At 71.3% G+C, this 14,789-nt stretch carries 18 protein-coding genes; 12 read left to right on the forward strand and 6 right to left on the reverse strand.

What is annotated here, in order from left to right:
* Positions 1-310: 310 nt before the first annotated feature.
* Together LP52_RS15855 and LP52_RS15860 are read right to left on the reverse strand one after the other, a co-directional pair.
* The gene (locus tag LP52_RS15855; protein WP_040274547.1) at positions 311-511 is read right to left on the reverse strand and encodes a DUF397 domain-containing protein; all 201 of its coding nucleotides are present in this window, start codon (positions 509-511) and stop codon (positions 311-313) included.
* 35 nt (positions 512-546) lie between these two features.
* On the reverse strand, positions 547-1,395 hold the full coding sequence (locus LP52_RS15860) for a helix-turn-helix domain-containing protein (protein ID WP_040274549.1): 849 nt from the start codon (positions 1,393-1,395) through the stop codon (positions 547-549).
* Positions 1,396-1,553: 158 nt separating this feature from the next.
* Between LP52_RS15860 and LP52_RS15865 the strand changes: the two genes are divergently transcribed.
* From LP52_RS15865 to LP52_RS27780, 9 genes are all read left to right on the forward strand, one after another.
* Positions 1,554-1,907: a hypothetical protein gene (locus LP52_RS15865; protein WP_040274550.1), complete on the forward strand. Its 354-nt coding sequence runs from the start codon at positions 1,554-1,556 to the stop codon at positions 1,905-1,907.
* Positions 1,907-2,464 carry an ATP-binding protein gene (locus tag LP52_RS15870; protein WP_084723242.1) on the forward strand — a complete coding sequence of 186 codons (558 nt, stop codon included), beginning with the start codon at positions 1,907-1,909 and terminating at the stop codon, positions 2,462-2,464. Before LP52_RS15865 ends, LP52_RS15870 begins: the two co-directional genes overlap by 1 nt.
* Before the next feature lie 107 nt (positions 2,465-2,571).
* Positions 2,572-4,056, forward strand: coding sequence for an aldehyde dehydrogenase family protein (locus tag LP52_RS15875; RefSeq protein WP_040274552.1), 1,485 nt, complete (start codon positions 2,572-2,574; stop codon positions 4,054-4,056).
* A gap of 116 nt (positions 4,057-4,172) precedes the next feature.
* Positions 4,173-5,075 (forward strand): LysR family transcriptional regulator, encoded by a 903-nt coding sequence (locus LP52_RS15880; protein ID WP_040274554.1) that lies wholly within the window; start codon positions 4,173-4,175, stop codon positions 5,073-5,075.
* 119 nt (positions 5,076-5,194) lie between these two features.
* Positions 5,195-6,169 carry a bile acid:sodium symporter family protein gene (locus LP52_RS15885; RefSeq protein ID WP_040274556.1) on the forward strand — a complete coding sequence of 325 codons (975 nt, stop codon included), beginning with the start codon at positions 5,195-5,197 and terminating at the stop codon, positions 6,167-6,169.
* 197 nt (positions 6,170-6,366) lie between these two features.
* A complete protein-coding gene (locus tag LP52_RS15890; protein ID WP_040274558.1) occupies positions 6,367-6,948 on the forward strand; it encodes a hypothetical protein in 582 nt (193 codons plus the stop codon).
* Positions 6,932-7,534 carry an OmpA family protein gene (locus LP52_RS15895; protein ID WP_040274559.1) on the forward strand — a complete coding sequence of 201 codons (603 nt, stop codon included), beginning with the start codon at positions 6,932-6,934 and terminating at the stop codon, positions 7,532-7,534. The genes LP52_RS15890 and LP52_RS15895 overlap by 17 nt, the downstream gene beginning before the upstream one ends.
* Positions 7,535-7,663: 129 nt before the next feature.
* Positions 7,664-8,074, forward strand: coding sequence for a hypothetical protein (locus tag LP52_RS15900; RefSeq protein ID WP_040274561.1), 411 nt, complete (start codon positions 7,664-7,666; stop codon positions 8,072-8,074).
* A 131-nt stretch (positions 8,075-8,205) separates the two neighbouring features.
* Positions 8,206-8,376 (forward strand): hypothetical protein, encoded by a 171-nt coding sequence (locus LP52_RS27780; RefSeq protein WP_169775377.1) that lies wholly within the window; start codon positions 8,206-8,208, stop codon positions 8,374-8,376.
* Between the two features lie 108 nt (positions 8,377-8,484).
* On the opposite strand, the gene LP52_RS15905 is transcribed toward LP52_RS27780, so the two are convergent.
* Together LP52_RS15905 and LP52_RS15910 are read right to left on the reverse strand one after the other, a co-directional pair.
* Positions 8,485-9,804, reverse strand: a complete 1,320-nt coding sequence (locus tag LP52_RS15905; protein WP_040274562.1) for a glycoside hydrolase family 6 protein — start codon at positions 9,802-9,804, stop codon at positions 8,485-8,487.
* Between the two features lie 600 nt (positions 9,805-10,404).
* On the reverse strand, positions 10,405-11,052 hold the full coding sequence (locus tag LP52_RS15910; protein ID WP_040274604.1) for a nucleoside/nucleotide kinase family protein: 648 nt from the start codon (positions 11,050-11,052) through the stop codon (positions 10,405-10,407).
* A 151-nt stretch (positions 11,053-11,203) separates the two neighbouring features.
* Between LP52_RS15910 and LP52_RS28770 the strand changes: the two genes are divergently transcribed.
* Both LP52_RS28770 and LP52_RS15915 read left to right on the forward strand, forming a co-directional pair.
* The gene (locus tag LP52_RS28770) at positions 11,204-11,338 is read left to right on the forward strand and encodes a hypothetical protein (protein WP_274518821.1); all 135 of its coding nucleotides are present in this window, start codon (positions 11,204-11,206) and stop codon (positions 11,336-11,338) included.
* A gap of 78 nt (positions 11,339-11,416) precedes the next feature.
* On the forward strand, positions 11,417-11,671 hold the full coding sequence (locus tag LP52_RS15915) for a DUF6343 family protein (RefSeq protein WP_052809912.1): 255 nt from the start codon (positions 11,417-11,419) through the stop codon (positions 11,669-11,671).
* Positions 11,672-12,083: 412 nt separating this feature from the next.
* Here the strand turns inward: LP52_RS15915 and LP52_RS15920 are convergent, their stop codons facing one another.
* The gene (locus LP52_RS15920) at positions 12,084-12,833 is read right to left on the reverse strand and encodes an N-acetylmuramoyl-L-alanine amidase (protein ID WP_040274563.1); all 750 of its coding nucleotides are present in this window, start codon (positions 12,831-12,833) and stop codon (positions 12,084-12,086) included.
* A gap of 227 nt (positions 12,834-13,060) precedes the next feature.
* On the opposite strand from LP52_RS15920, the gene LP52_RS25845 reads away from it, so the two are divergent.
* A complete protein-coding gene (locus tag LP52_RS25845; RefSeq protein ID WP_052809913.1) occupies positions 13,061-13,621 on the forward strand; it encodes a PH domain-containing protein in 561 nt (186 codons plus the stop codon).
* Positions 13,622-13,732: 111 nt separating this feature from the next.
* Here the strand turns inward: LP52_RS25845 and LP52_RS15930 are convergent, their stop codons facing one another.
* The gene (locus LP52_RS15930; RefSeq protein ID WP_052809914.1) at positions 13,733-14,593 is read right to left on the reverse strand and encodes an SAM-dependent methyltransferase; all 861 of its coding nucleotides are present in this window, start codon (positions 14,591-14,593) and stop codon (positions 13,733-13,735) included.
* Positions 14,594-14,789: the final 196 nt, after the last annotated feature.

The following is a 14,789-nucleotide window of genomic DNA, read 5'->3' on the forward strand; positions in this document are numbered from 1 at the left end:
CGCCGCGGAGGGGGAGGGGAGGGGCGCACGGTCCGGACGGGCGAGCGATCGGCACCGGGCGGCCGGTGCACCGGCTTTCGCGACAGCATAGCCAGCGCCGCCCGATGCCCGTGTCGGCGGGTTCCGCTGGGGCGAGTGTGCGTCAGGGCTGCCGGTTCCAGCACCGTGGTGGCGGGCAAAAGACCCACCGCACACCGTTGCGCGCGGTCCCGGGTCGGAGTCGCGGATCGGCACCGCACCACTGCGCCACAGCGGTGGCGGCCCCGCGCCAGGTCAGGCACGGGGCCGGAGTTCAGGCGGTTGTCGCGGGTCAGGCCCCGAGCGCGGAGTGCTTCACGGCGGTGAGGAAGGCGGCCCACTCCGTCCGAGTGAACGAGAGGTGCCCGTCGTGGGGGTGCTTGGAGTCACGGAGGGCTGCGGACTCGTCGAGCACGGCGCATTCGACGCATTCACCACCGTTGGTGCTGTAGCTGCTCGTGCGCCAACCGGCGCGGGCTCTGGGCTCGCTCATCCCGCGCTTCCTCTCTTGAGGGGATACGTCGACATTCATTCTGCCATCGAGGACAGCAGCGCGGTCGACTCCGCTGTCGGAAGCGCCTTGGCGAGCAGGTTGCCGAACATGAGCGTATAGCGGCGAACCTCTTCGGGAGCCTCCGGGACAAGTCCGCTGGTCGCTTGCTCCAGGTAGACGACGTCGGGATCTTCCTGATCGGGAAACTCCAGGAGGTAGAACGCGCCATCGAGCCCGGCGTGCGCCCCCGCGGAAAACGGCAGGACGCGTATCGTCACATGGCTGAGCTCGCTCAACCTGACCAAGTACCGGAGCTGCTCCGCCATGACCGATGCGCCGCCCACCCGGCGGTGGAGGACCGCTTCGTCCAGGACCGCCACCACGCTGAGGGGGTCGGTCTCACGAGTGAGTAGCGCCTGCCGCGATAGCCGTACTGCAACCTTTTCGTCCACACCAGCGGACTCACTGTCGACTGCGGTCTCTTCGATCACAGCACGTGTGTACTCAGCCGTCTGGAGCAGTCCGGGCACCACCTGTGCCTGATATGTGCGCACAACCGATGCTTCGGCCTCCAGGCCGATGTAGGAGTCGAATCCGGGCTTGAGCGTCTGGCGGTAGCGGTGCCACCAGCCGCGCTTGCGCGCGTCCTTGGCGACCTCCAGTAACTCGTCGCGCGCCGCGCCCGTCACGCCGTAGACCTCCAGCAGCGTGTTGACGTCGGAGACCTTGGGGCGCGTCAGACCGGTCTCATAGCGCCAGATGGTCGTATCGGTAGTGCCGACACGCTTGGCGACCTCTGCGCGGGACAGCCCGCTGCCTTCGCGTAGGCGGTTGAGTTCGCTGATGAGCCTGCGGTGGCGGGCCGTCGGGCTGCGTCGGTTCACGTCCCTGCCCCCTATCTGTCCTTACTGAAGAGCTGCATGGACCTTACTTTGCAATAATGCATTATGAAATAGTTCAAGTTTAGGTATAACTGTGTGTGACTGGAGTCTGGCACGCCGAGACGACGGTGTGCTCGGGAATCCGACCGGAGGTCTCCACCATGCCTTTCAGTACACACACAGGGGCGACGCGCCGCTCCCTCCTCGCCTCCCTCGCTGCCGAGCTGCGCAAGCTCGGTGCTCCGGCTCTCATCGCGCTCGCCGAGTCCGACCACCCCGTTCTCTACACCGTCCGCGGCGGGCGCCGCGTCGCCGTGGTCGCCGTGCAGGTCGGCGAGCGCTGGTGCCTGCTGTGGGGCGGGCACGAGCACGCCCCGGCTGAGCGCCCCGACCTCGCCGCGCGGTTTCTGTGCGGGGCCCGCGCGACGGTGACCGCCCTGCTCGACCGTCGCCCGCGCGCCCGTGGGCCCCGGGCCGAACCCGGTGCCGGCGCCCGCCTCTCGGCGGTGGCCTGATGGGGCGGGGCGAGACGAACCTGTACACGCTCACCGCCGGACACACCTTTCCCGGCCGGGCCGACCAGTGCCGCGAGGCCCGGATCTGGGCGCGCGTGCTGCTGCGGTCGTTCCCCGACGCGGCCGACGCGGTCGAGCTCGTGCTGAGCGAGTTCTTCAGCAACGCGATCCGGCACTCGGCTTCGGGGCGCCCCGGCGGTTCGGTGTTCGTCAGCCTGGTCGGGCTCGTCTACGGCACGATCCACCTGGAAGTGGTCGACGACGGCCCTCTCGCAGCCCGGCCCGAGACCGTCGCGCGTGTGATGGCGCCCGGAGCGGACTGCCGGTGGGACCGCGGCCGCGGCCTCTTCCTGGCCGCGGCACTGAGCAAGGAGTGGGGCCGCCTGCCTGCCGAAGCCCCCTCATCGTCCCTGCGCGATGACATGAGTCCCCCCGTTAGCGCCGGCTTCGATTCCCCGAGGCCCGGTGATGCGTCGTTCGGACCGATGGTCACCTGGGCCGCCTTTCCCACAGCCTTCACCCGGGCGGGACCGACGCCTCCGGCGGACCGCCGCTGAGCTTCCCGGTACGGCGGACGCTTCGGCGCGTTTCCGGCTCGTTTTCAGCCTCCAGACGGGGGTAGGCGCGGCCTCGACAGCCTCTGCATCGCTCCGAGGAGCACCTCATGCCCGCAGGTCAGCTGCCGGATCCCTATACCGTGTCGGACCGGATGCCGCTCGGCGGCGCATGGCGCCCCGGGAGCTCCGGCACCACGGCCACCGATGTGAATCCCTACGACGACCGGCCCGTGGCCGAGTTCGGGCTCGCCGACGCCGGCGACGTCGAACGCTCCTTCGGCGCCGCGCAGGAGGCGCAGCGCTCCTGGGCCGACACCCCGGCGCCCGAGCGCGCGGAGCTGTTCCTGCGCGCGATGGCGGTCATGGACGCGCGCAAGGACGAGATCGTCGACTGGCTGGTGGCCGAGACCGGCGGCATCCGCGAGCGTGCCGAGTTCGAATGGGGGCTGGTGCGCGCGGGCATGGCCGAGGTGGTCTCCTACCCCGCGCGGGTGTCCGGGCGCATCCTGCCCGGCACGGTGCCCGGCAAGGAGAACCGGGTGTACCGCCAACCGCTGGGCGTCGTATCGGTCATCAGCCCGTGGAACTTTCCGATGCAGCTCTCGCACCGCTCGCTGGCGCCCGCGCTCGCACTGGGCAACGCTGTAGTGCTCAAGCCCGCCGGCGACACGCCGGTGACGGGCGGGACCCTGCTCGCCCGGATCTATGAGGAGGCGGGTCTGCCGCCCGGCCTGCTCAGCGTCGTCATCGGCAAGAGCAGCGAGATCGGCGACCCCCTCGTGACCCACGAGACATCCCGGCTCATCTCGTTCACCGGGTCGACTCCCGTGGGCGAGAGCATCGCCGCCAAGGCGCCGCTGAAGCGGCGGGCGCTGGAACTGGGCGGCAACGGGCCGCTGGTGGTCCTCGACGACGCCGATGTGGAGCGCGCCGTCGAGGCCGCCCTGTTCGGGTCCTACTATCACCAGGGCCAGATCTGCATGGCAACCAACAGGGTGATCGTCGACGACGCGGTCCACGACGATTTCGTGGACAGGCTGACCGAGCGCGTCCGCGGTCTGCGCGTCGGCGATCCCTCCGACCCGCAGACGCAGATCGGTCCGGTCGTCAACGACAGCCAGCGCGACGACATCCTCGACAAGATCTCCCGGGCCGTGGACGACGGCGCCGAACTGGTGCTGTCGGGGGAGCCGACAGGGCCGGCCGGGCGGGTGATCCCTCCGCACCTGGTGCTGGGCGGCAACGACGTCGCCACGGCCGCGGAGGAGGTGTTCGGTCCGGTGTCCACGGTGGTGCGGGCACGCGGCGAGGAGCACGCGCTCCAGTTGGCCGACGCGACCGAGTACGGCCTCTCCAGCGCCGTCTACACCGGTGATGCCGAACGGGGCGTCCGCTTCGCGCAGCGTGTGGAGGCGGGCATGACCCACGTCAACGACACGACGGTCAACGACGAGCCCAACACCGCGTTCGGCGGTGAGAAGGCGTCGGGCATCGGCCGGTTCGGCGGGGAGTGGGCCATCGAGGAGTTCACCCGCGACCATTGGGTCAGCGTCCAGCACACCTACCGGAACCTGCCGTTCAGCTCCGGATAGGGGCCGGGCGCGCCGGTCGGCGCCCGCCATCGCCGCCCGCCTCCCGGCGTGCGGTCGCGGACCCGGGTGTTAGCGCGGCTTCATAGAGGATTCGGGCGCCTATTAGGCTTCCTTACATGCTGAGCGTCGACCGGATGCGGATCCTGCACGCGATCGCGGCCAACGGGTCCCTCAACGGGGCCGCCGAAGCGCTGCACGTCACCAGCTCGGCCGTCTCCCAGCAGCTGTCGAAGCTGGAGCGCGAGGTCGGTCAGGCGCTGGTGGAGCGCAACGGCCGCGGCGTGCGGCTGACCGAGGCGGCGCAGATCCTCGTCGAGCACACCGGGCAGATCCTCTCCCTGGTGCAGCAGGCCGAGGCGGCGCTGGAGTCCCACCGCGGCGAGATCAGCGGGACGCTGGAGCTCGCGTCGTTCGCCTCGGGTGCGCGCGGCCTGGTCACCCCTGCGCTGGGCCTCCTGGCGCAGCAGCACCCGAAGCTGCGGGTGCAGCTGAGCGAGCTGGAGCCCGACGACAGCATCCCGGCCGTGGCCCGCGGCGACGCGGACATGGCGCTGGCCGTCGACTGGGAGGGCGCTCCCATCGAACTGCCCAAGTCCATGGTCAAAGCCCCGATCATGCAGGACGTCGCCGACGTCGCGCTGCCGGTGAACCACCCGCTGGCCCACCGGGAGCTGCTGGAGCTCGACGAGGTCGTCGGCGAACCGTGGATCAGCTGGGGCAAGGGGTCCATCTGCCACGACTGGCTGCACGGGGTGCTGCGTGCCCGCGGCGTCGAGCCGACGATCGCCCACAGCGTCGAGGAGCACCAGACCAAGCTGGCCATGATCACCGTGGGGCTGGGCGCGGCGGTGATACCGCGGCTCGGGTTGGGCCCGGTGCCCGAGGGGGTGCGGCTGGTGCCGGTGCAGCCGGCGCTGGCCCGCCAGGTGTTCGCGTTCTGGCGCACGGACGCCGCACGCCGCCCTGCCATCACGGCAGCGCTCTCCACGCTGCGCGAGGCGGCCGCCGAGATCGGCTGAACCGGGACCGACCGGCTGCGGTTTCGCAGCCGCGTGCGGTACCGACCGCGTTCTCGCCGCCACCCGCTGCGGCGGCCCCGGTGTTGGCGTTCGGGGCCCGGGGTGCTGGAATGTCGGCCATGAGAACTCTGGCCACGGCCGCGGCGTTCGCGGGACGCTGGTTCGGCCTGTTCATTCTCGCGAGTGCGCTGCTGGGCCTGCTCGTCCCCGACCAGGCGGCCCAGCTCACCCCCTGGATCAGCGCGCTGCTCGGGGTCATCATGTTCGGCATGGGCCTCACCCTGCGGCCCGCCGACTTCAAGCTCGTCCTGGTCCGGCCGCAGGCGGTCCTGCTCGGACTGGTCGCCCAGTTCACGATCATGCCGGTGGCCGGCTGGGCGCTGGCGGAGCTGCTGCAACTGCCCCCGCTGCTGCTGGTCGGCATGGTGCTGGTCGGCGCCGCGCCCGGAGGCACGGCCTCCAACGTCATCGTCTATCTGGCCCGCGGCGATGTCGCGCTGTCGGTGGCCATGACGTCGGTCTCCACCCTGCTGGCCCCCTTCCTCACCCCGCTGCTGGTGCTGTGGCTGGCCGGTCCCACGCTGCCGGTCGACGCCGGCGACCTGCTGGTGTCGATCCTGCAGGTGGTGCTGGTGCCGGTCGTGCTGGGCATCGTGGTGCGGGCCCTGCTGTCCCGTGCCGTGGAGAAGGTGCTTCCGCTGCTGCCGCTCATCTCGGTCGCGGGGATCATGATCGTGGTGTTCGCCGTGGTGGGCGCCAACGCCGACGCGCTGATGTCCACCGGCGCCCTGGTGGTGCTCGCCGTGATCCTGCACAACCTCTTCGGTCTGACCCTGGGGTACACGGCGGGCAAGGTGCTGCGGCTGCCGGAGTCGTCGCGGCGCGCGGCCTCCATCGAGGTCGGCATGCAGAATTCGGGGCTGTCCGCCGCGCTGGCCACCGCGCACTTCGCGCCGCTGGCCGCACTGCCTGCGGCGCTGTTCTCCGTCTGGCACAACATCTCCGGTGCCGCGGTCGCCTCCTTCTGGTCCCGCCGCCCCGCGGACGCGGGGCCGAAGGGTGCCGGGTCCGCCTCCGGCAGGGGGAGGAGATAACCGAGTCGAGCCCCGGACGCCGGGCGCTCGGGAGGAGATTCGGTCGTGCATCGGCCGTCGGCGGCGGGGTCCGGATTCGGATCGAGTAGTCGAATACCTGCGCGGAGATCCGGACGCGGTGAATCAGGCCGGACCCGGCCACCCCGCGTCGGCGGCGACGCCCCCCAACTCGGGGCCGCATCGCTACGGTGCGGGATATGGCTTATCCCCCCAGGGCGATACGTATTCCGCTCGTCGCTGTCGTCGGCGTGCTCCTCCTCACGGGCTGCGGGCTGTTCGGCGGTGGGGAGAACGGCGCGGACGGCGGCGGAAACGCGGGCGGGGCCCAGGATCCGGTGAACGCCGGCCAAGTCGAGCCCGGCGAGAGCGAGTCCCGCGAGACCCTCGCCAGCCAGGACATCAGCGCCAGCGGCGCGGACATGCACATCGCGATTCACGAACTGGCCCGCCGCGGGGAGACCGTCGAACTCACCCTCTCCGTCACCCGCACCAACGACAGCGGCAGCGACCCCAACCTGGCGTTTCTGACTCCGCCCTCCGTGCTCGACGACGAGTTGTCGACCGTGGAACTGATCGACCCGGGCAACGCGAAGGTGCACACCGTCGCCCGCGACGGGGACGACCGCTGCGTATGCTCCTCGGGTCTCAAGGGCATCACGCTGTACCCGGACGACTCCGCGCTGCTGAGTGCGACCTTCGCGGCCCCTCCGGAGGGCGTCGAGACGATGGGCGTGCGCATCCCCCGCGCCGGGACCTTCAACGATGTCCCGCTCAGCTAGCGCCGCGGCCGCGGCCGGCGCTCTCGCTGCGGCGCTCGCCGCCGTCCCGGCTTCGGCCGCCGCGGAGGAGTACGTACCCGAGCAGGCGGGCACCGAGGTCGACTCCGCCCCGGTCCGCGACCTCACCCTCCCCGCTCAGGACCTCGCGGCGGGCGTGGACGAGCTCACCTTGAGCACGTCCACCGAGGACGGCTCCATGACCGACTCCGAGAACGCCGAGGAGCGGATCGTCACTCTGGACGCCGACGTCCTCTTCGCGTTCGACGAGGCCGAACTCAGCGGCGACGCCCAGCAGACGCTGGAGGACACCGCCGAGATCCTTCAGGACGATGCGCCGGGCAGGACGGTCAGCGTCGACGGCTACACCGATTCCAAGGGCGAGGAGTCCTACAACCGCTCCCTGTCCGAGGACCGGGCCGAGGCGGTCGAGCAAGAGCTCGCCTCGCTGATCGAGGGCGCCGACATCACCTTCGAGACGGCCGGGCACGGTTCGGCGGACACGGTGGCGCCCAACGAGGTCGACGGCGAGGACAACCCGGACGGGCGCGCCGAGAACCGCCGTGTGGAGATCTCCTTCGCCCGCTGACCTGGCCCCCGGAACCCGCCGGGTTTTCCACAGGGTGTGGATGTCCGGCACCGCGTGCGGGATGAGTAGCATGCGCTCCGGGCCGCCGGGCACGGCGGCCCGGGGTCGTCGGGCACCGGAGGCAGCAGCGTGGTCCAACAGCAATCCGCGTCGCCCTACCTGTGGGCGCTGCGCATCACCGCCCTGATTCAGGCGGCGCTGATCGCGGTGGAGTTCCTCACTGCGGGCCACCTGCTGATGCAGGAGCTACTGGGGGAGGAACTCTCGGCACTGCCGCTGCATGCGGGTACGGCCCTCGCGGTGCACGTCGCAGGCGGTGCGCAGGTGCTGGCCGCGGTCCTGCTCATGCGCCCGGGCAACGGCCCCGCCTGGCCCGCCGTCGTCAGCGCCGCGGCCTTCGGCACCGGCTTCGCCCAGGCCTACTTCGGCAGCCACGTCATGCTCGCCCTGCATGTGCCCGCAGCGCTGCTGCTGGTGGTCCTCGTCATGATCGTCCTCGTCGGCTCCTGGCTCCGCCCGCTGCGGGATTCCCGGGTGTGATTCCCTTCGGTGCACCCGTCGGCGCAGGTCAGCCGCCGCCGCGGCGGCTCGGGGGAGCGCGCGGCGCCCGTGTGATCCCGTAGGGGCGCGGGTAGCGGCTCACCCGCCGCACGACACCCAAGGAGAGTCCTATGACGATGCCCGAGGAGTCCGGAAAGAAGACTCAGGACACCGACCAGCTCCTTCCGGACGAGAAAGACGAGAGCGAGCGGGGGCCCGACACTCGGCGGGAGATCGAGGCCGAGCTGGAGGACGCGATGGAGCAGACCGGCACCGAGCGCGACGACTTCGAGGAGAGCTGACCGGGGCCTGTCCCGCTCGGTTGTACCGCACACGCGGATGTGGGGAGGGCGCGGACCGCGCCCTCCCCACATCTCTGCGGAACCTGTGCCCCCGCGGGCGGGTATCGGCTAAGCCGCGGAGCAGGTCAGCTCGGGCTCGCCGTTGGCGCCGCTGTGCGTACCGGTGAACCCGAACCCGGTGCTCTCACCGGCCGACAGGGAGCCGTTGTGGCTGACGTCGCTTGCCGTGTAGGCCCCTCCGCTGCCGGAGACCTCCGCGTTCCACGCCTGCTCGATCCCCTGGCCGTCCGGGAAGTCGATGGCCACCTCCCAGCCGTCGAGATCGGCCCCGGCGGTCACCGTGACCTCGGCCTGGAAGCCGTCGGACCACTCGTTGGCCACCGAGTACGCGGCCTCGCATCCCTCGCCGGGCTCAGGAGTGGGCTCCGGGTCGGGTGTGGGCTCGGGATCGGGGCTGGGCTCCGGGTCCGGCTCGGGGTCCGCGGCCACCGCCATGTCGTAGGCGAGCTGCGGCACGAATTCGCCGGCGCCCGCGGCGCAGCCGTCGGCCTCACCCGGCAGCTTCACCCACAGGAACGCGTCGACGTGGGAGCTGCCCGTGTTCGTGGTGCTTTCGGTGCCGATCGCGCGACCCTCGGGGTCGCACCATTCCGAGCCCTGCGGGCCGTTGCCGTTGCGGCTGGTGTCGACGACCGCGCGCAGGCCGGAGTGGCCGGTGGCGTCGATGATCTGCCGGGTGTAGGAGACCTCGTCGTCGGTCCAGTTGTAGTTGGACGTGTTGGTGGCGATGCCGTGGGCGCTGTTGGCGATGTCGGCGCCGTTGAGCCGCGAGGCGATCTCGCCGGGGGAGTGCCAGCCGGAGTGGCCGGCGTCGAAGTAGACCCGCGCCTGCGAGGAGCCGGCCATGAGGGTCTTGCCCGCGTAGGCGATGGAGTCCATGACATGGTTCTGCTGGCTCTGATCCATGCAGCTGTCCATCAGCGACAGGACGTCGGGCTCCACGACGATCGTGGCCGGGCGGCCGTTGAGTCCGGCGGCGACCTGGTCGACCCAGTCGCGGTAGGAGGAGTGGTCGGGCGCGCCGCCTCCGCTGTGGTTGCTGCAGTCGCGGTTGGGGATGTTGTAGACGACCATGATCGGGGTCTTGCCCGCCGATTCGGCGGATCCGACCAGCGCGTCCACCTGGCCTTGGACCTCGTTCGGGTTGTATGAGGTGAACCAGGTGCCCTGCGGGACGTCGGCGACGCGGTTCGCGATGACGTCGGCACGCGAGTCCTGCGGGTTGTCGCGGACCCATTGGGCCGAGGCCATGTCCGGATTGACGTAGAACTCCGACTCTGCGGCCGAAGCGGGCGTTGGGCCGGCCGCCACCGCCGCGGCCATGACGAGCGCGGCGCCGACGAGCGGGCGCACGGATTTTCGGAACATTGCACGAAGTCCTTTGGCGTTGCAGCGGCCCCCGTGGACAAGGAGGCTCCTGGGGGACTGGGAGCGCTCCCATTTACCGACGGACCTTAAAGGAGCGGAAGCGCTGTGTAAAGGGATGGAAACGTCCCGTCATCGGCTCCGAGGGGCGGCCACGGCGCGACCGAAGCCTGCCTAGGTCGACGCCTGCCTGGAGCGGCTGGCAGCCGAACGTTCAGCCCTCGTCGCCAAGCCGGCCGACGCACAGGCCCGGGCGCTCCGGACCGTGCGGCATACCGGCGACCGGAACCGGGCTCAGGAGCCTGGCCGAAATCGGTAGTGACCGGACCGAGGAGACCCGATGCACGGGACGCGAGCCGCCGAAGCGCGGCGGGGGCCGGTACTCGCAGGTCCACAGCGGCGGGGCGTACTTGTGCGGGTACGCCGCCATCTCGCGGTGGCGCCTGATGGCGTCGACGGGAAATCGCAGGTGGCGCTCACAAAGGCCGGTGCGGCTGTTCACGGGTGCGGCGCTGGACCGCCGACAGCGGTTCGGTTCCGGAGACCGGTTCGGCGCCGCTCCGGAGCGGGACGGGAACGCCGGCGGTGCGCCGGCGTCCGCGTTCACCGCAGCTGCGGGCTCTCCTGCAGCCGCACGATGCGGGAGCAGTTCTCGCGGGTGGGTTTGACGATCTCCCCGTTGGCGCGGTCGCTGCGCCGCACCCATTCCCGTGCGTCCTCGGGGGTGCGGCCGCCGTCGAGCTGGCGCTGGATCAGCCGGGCTTCCCTGATCTCGTCGTCGGCCTCGACGTACCAGATGTCGGTCATCAGCGCGCGGACCTCGCGCCACAGCGGGGAGTCCTCGGCGAGGTAGTTGCCCTCGGTCACCACCAGGCGGACGCCGGGAGCGATCGCCAGCCGGGCCGCGATGGGCTCGTCGAGGGTGCGGTCGAAGTCCGGCGCGTACACAGAGCTGGCGCCCACGGAGTGCAGGCGGCGCAGCAGCGCCAGGTAGCCGCGCACGTCGAAGGTGTCGGGTGCCCCTTTGCGATCGCGGCGGCCGAGCCGGTCGAGCTGCGCGTTGGACAGGTGGAACCCGTCCATCGGCAGATACGCCGCAGCGCCCCGCCCCAGCCCTTCGCAGACCTCGTGCACCAGGTACCGCGCCAGTGCCGACTTGCCGGCCCCCGGCGGGCCGGCGAGTCCCAGAAACTCCCGCGACGCGGCCCGTGTCGCCATCCCCTGCGCCTCGGCGGCCAGTTCCTCCAGCAGCATGCCACCCACTCTAAGCACAGCCGCCCGGAGCGGCGGGCCGACCGGCGCGGCGGTCGCCTGGGCGGCAGCGCTGCGGCCGCGATCCTTTTCGCCCCCTGACGCATGACCGCGGGCGGCGGTGTCAATGGAAGGAGCGTCGTGCCGGGCCGTGCCGAAGGTGGACCGCGGCCGCGGGCGGCGCTACGACGCGTTCGTCCATGACGACCGCACCAACGGGCCGACACCGCTGCGCCGAACCGATGCGGCTCCGCGCGAGCCCGATACCCACTCCAGCGGCGTGTGAGGTGAACCGCTCGCCGAAGGGGGCGCGCACCCGTATCGCGGCCGTCGCAGCGGGTAGCGGCGCGTGCAGGAGGAACCGATGATACGTCGCCGACAGAACAAGCCCCCCAAAGGCAGCCTCGAACGCCCCTACAGCGCGTTGAACCTGCGTCTGGTCCTGGCCGCACTGGGCATCGCCCTCTGCGTCGGCCTGGGCGCGACCGCGTGGGCGATCGACTTCACCGTCCTGGCGATCGTCCTGTGGGCGCTCGCGGTCGTGGGCGTGATCGACATCGTCGTCGTCCTGCGGCGGCGCCGGCAGCGGGGACCGGGCCACGACTCGCTGTTCGAGTGACTCGCTCCGGCCCGTCGTCCGTGCGTGCCGATGAGCGCACGTCATACTCGCAGGACCGGAGCGCCACGACGGGCGGTGGCGCGGGTACGAATCGGGTAATTCGGCCCCGGTTGGTCGGTGCGCCTACGGAAGTGCGCCCGTGTACCCGGTATGGCCCGCCGGGGCTGTCTATCGCGCGGATTCTGCCGGATCCGGCCCGGGATCGTGGCGAAACCCGCGCGATGGACGTGCCGGTCCGCCCGCGGGACCGCGAGCGGACCGGTCCTCCCACGCGCTCCCGCCGGGCACCCGCGGAACGGCTGTGTTTCCCGCCGCCCGGTCGGCCCGCACCGCACCGCCCCCGGCGGCACGGTGGGGGTCGGCGGGGACGGAGCGGCGCTGTCGATCCGCGGGCGCCTCAGCGCGGTGGGAATCAGTCCTGGTGGCGGGCCACAGCCTGCATCAGCTGGGCGTAGGCCCACCCGCTGACGCGGTCGCCCCACCCCTGTTTGGCCTCGCTACCCACACCGGCGCGGACCCGGCGCAGCGCCTCGGCGGTCTCGTCTCCGTACTCGCCGTCGGCCCCGTACCCGGGCAGGTCGCCGCCCGCCTTGAGGACCAGGGCCTGCAGTGCGACCACGTGCTCCTTCTTGCCCGTGGACTCGCCGTCGCCCTTGCGCAGGTTGATCAGGGACATGTCGTCGTCTCCTCCGAGCCCGTCCGCGGGCATGCCGTTGTGGACCCAGGTGTGCAGGTTGTCGCCCGGGCAGCTGGTTTCGTTGACGTCGCGGTGGCCCTTGGGCTCCAGCCGCCGACCGGCGCGGGCGCCGGCTTCGTCGTAGAGCGCGCGGATGGCGGCCTTCGCGGCGGAGGTCGGACTGTCCTGGCCGATGTAGCAGACACCGATCCCCGAGGTGTTGTGGCTGATCGCGTGCGCGCCGACCATCTCCCACCCGCGCCCCTCATAGGCGTTTCCGGCGTCGTCGACGAGCAGGTTGTAGCCGATGTCGGACCAGCCGCGGCCGTCCATGTGGAAGTCCTGGATTGAGCGGACCGTCTGCGTGGTGGGCCCGGCGGAGTGGTGGACGACGAACTCCGTGCGGGCGTCCCACGAGACGTGGTCCCGGCCGCGCGGAGCGCGTGCCCCCCACTCCGACCGTTCGATGATGTGGACCTGTGACATGCGAAAACCTTGGCATTCCGCCGGGGGGCCGCGCACATGTTCCGGTGAAACCGCAGATGACGGGCGTCTGGACCGGGCCACCCGGTCGCGTGCGGGCCGCGGCGCCGCCGGGGCGCGCGGCGGCGCCGCCCTTCGTCTTCCACGCGGGCCGCGGGGATGCGAGCGGGGGGCCGGGCCCGGTGTGTGTAACCTTGCCCGCATCCCCCCACTTCATGAGGAGCCACACCATGGACGACGAGGAACTGCGCCCGGACATCCATGCGGCGCGGGAGCGGATGAGTTACCGGCCGAGCTGGGAGATCCGCGCGCTTGCCGACCACCTCGGGGAAGGCGAGCAGGTCGCCCTCCTCGCGGGAGGGCGGTATGCCGAGGTCACAGGGCTGCTCGCCCTGACGAACCTGCGGCTGCTGTTCATCAGCGAGGCGTGGGGGCCCGGGGCCGCGGAGACGTTCCGCCTGCAGGAGATCTCGTCGGTGCAGTGGCAGAGCGGCATCATGTCGGGTGAGATCACCGTCCGCGCCTCCGGCGCCGAGGCCGGGATCGACAAGGTGATCAAGGAGGACGGCAAGGCGATGGCGGACGCGGTCGACAGCGCCATCGCGGGCGGGCCGCCGCCGTCGGGGCAGGCCGGCGCGCCCCCGCCGGCGAGTTTCGAGCAGTACCCGCCGCAACCGCAGGCGCCCGCCGATCCGCTGCCGCAGGTGCCCTCGTCCGAACTCGTGCGCACCCTGCGCGACCGCGGAGTCCTCACCCCCGACGAGTTCACGCACGTCATGGAGCGGCTGTAAGCGCGGCAGTTCCGCCCGGCACACCCGCTGCGTCCGCGCGCTGCGCGCCCTGGCCGCCAGATTCCGGGAGTGACAGCAGGAGACGACGTGCGCCGCCGGACCCTCCCGGAATCAGGTGTAGGCGACTCCGGCGTGCTCCCAGATGAGGACCTGCGGGTCGGCCGGGCGGCGCTGGGGCTCCGTCCCGGGCGCCCGCCACGTCGAGCAGTCGACGGCGACCGCGGGAAAACCGTCGTTCTCCGCCGGTGAGACCAGGCGCATGCCCTCGAACGCCTGCGCCGCCTCCTCGGGAGCGCGCACCCGGCCCCACTCGGCACCGGATGAGTGCACGCGGTCGGTGAAGGAGCGCGCCGCCTCCTCGTCGTCGGAGACGATGTGGCTGAAGACCAGGCAGGACCCGGGCGGCAACCGTTCGAAGTAGGCGCGGACGACGCCGAAGGGGTCCTTGGCGTCGGGGATGCAGTGCAGCAGTGACACCAGCATCACGCACACGGGTTCGTCGAAGTCGACGATGCGCCGTGTGGCCTCGTCGTCCAGCACCCGGTCGACGTCGCACAGGTCGGAGGTGATCACCGTCGTCGACTCGTTCTCGGCGAGCAGCGCCCGGCCGTGGGCGAGGACGATGGGATCGTTGTCGACGTAGACCACACCGGCATCGGGATGGTGGCGCTGTGCGATCTCATGGGTGTTCTCCATGGTCGGCAGGCCGGATCCGAGGTCGATGTACTGGCGCACCCCGGAGCGGGCGACATAGTCGACGGCACGCGACAGGTAGGCGCGGTTGGCGCGGGCCATCGCGAAGGTCCCCGGTACCAGTTCCTCCAGCGCGATGGCGGCTTCGCGGTCCACTTCGAAGTTGTCCTTGCCGCCGATCCCGGCGTCGTACATCCGCGCGATGGAAGGGCGGGTCAGATCGATCTCGGGAGGAAAGGGCGCGGCCGAATCGGCGGCGGCGGAGTCGCTGTCGTGCATGCGGTGGTCTCCCTGTGCAGAGGGGCGAGGGCGGACGGTTCGTGCTTGATCCGCAGGCAGGCATCCGGCGCCGCGGTGAGAGGGGCGACGCCGCCGGAGCAGCCAGTGTATCGGCGCGATCGTCCGCACACAGGGCGAAGCGGCGCTCCGAGCGGGGATGCCGGATGCGGCTGCAGTCGTCGCCGGGAAATACCCG

The sequence above is a fragment of the Streptomonospora alba genome (genome assembly GCF_000826685.1).
Taxonomy (GTDB): domain Bacteria; phylum Actinomycetota; class Actinomycetes; order Streptosporangiales; family Streptosporangiaceae; genus Streptomonospora; species Streptomonospora alba.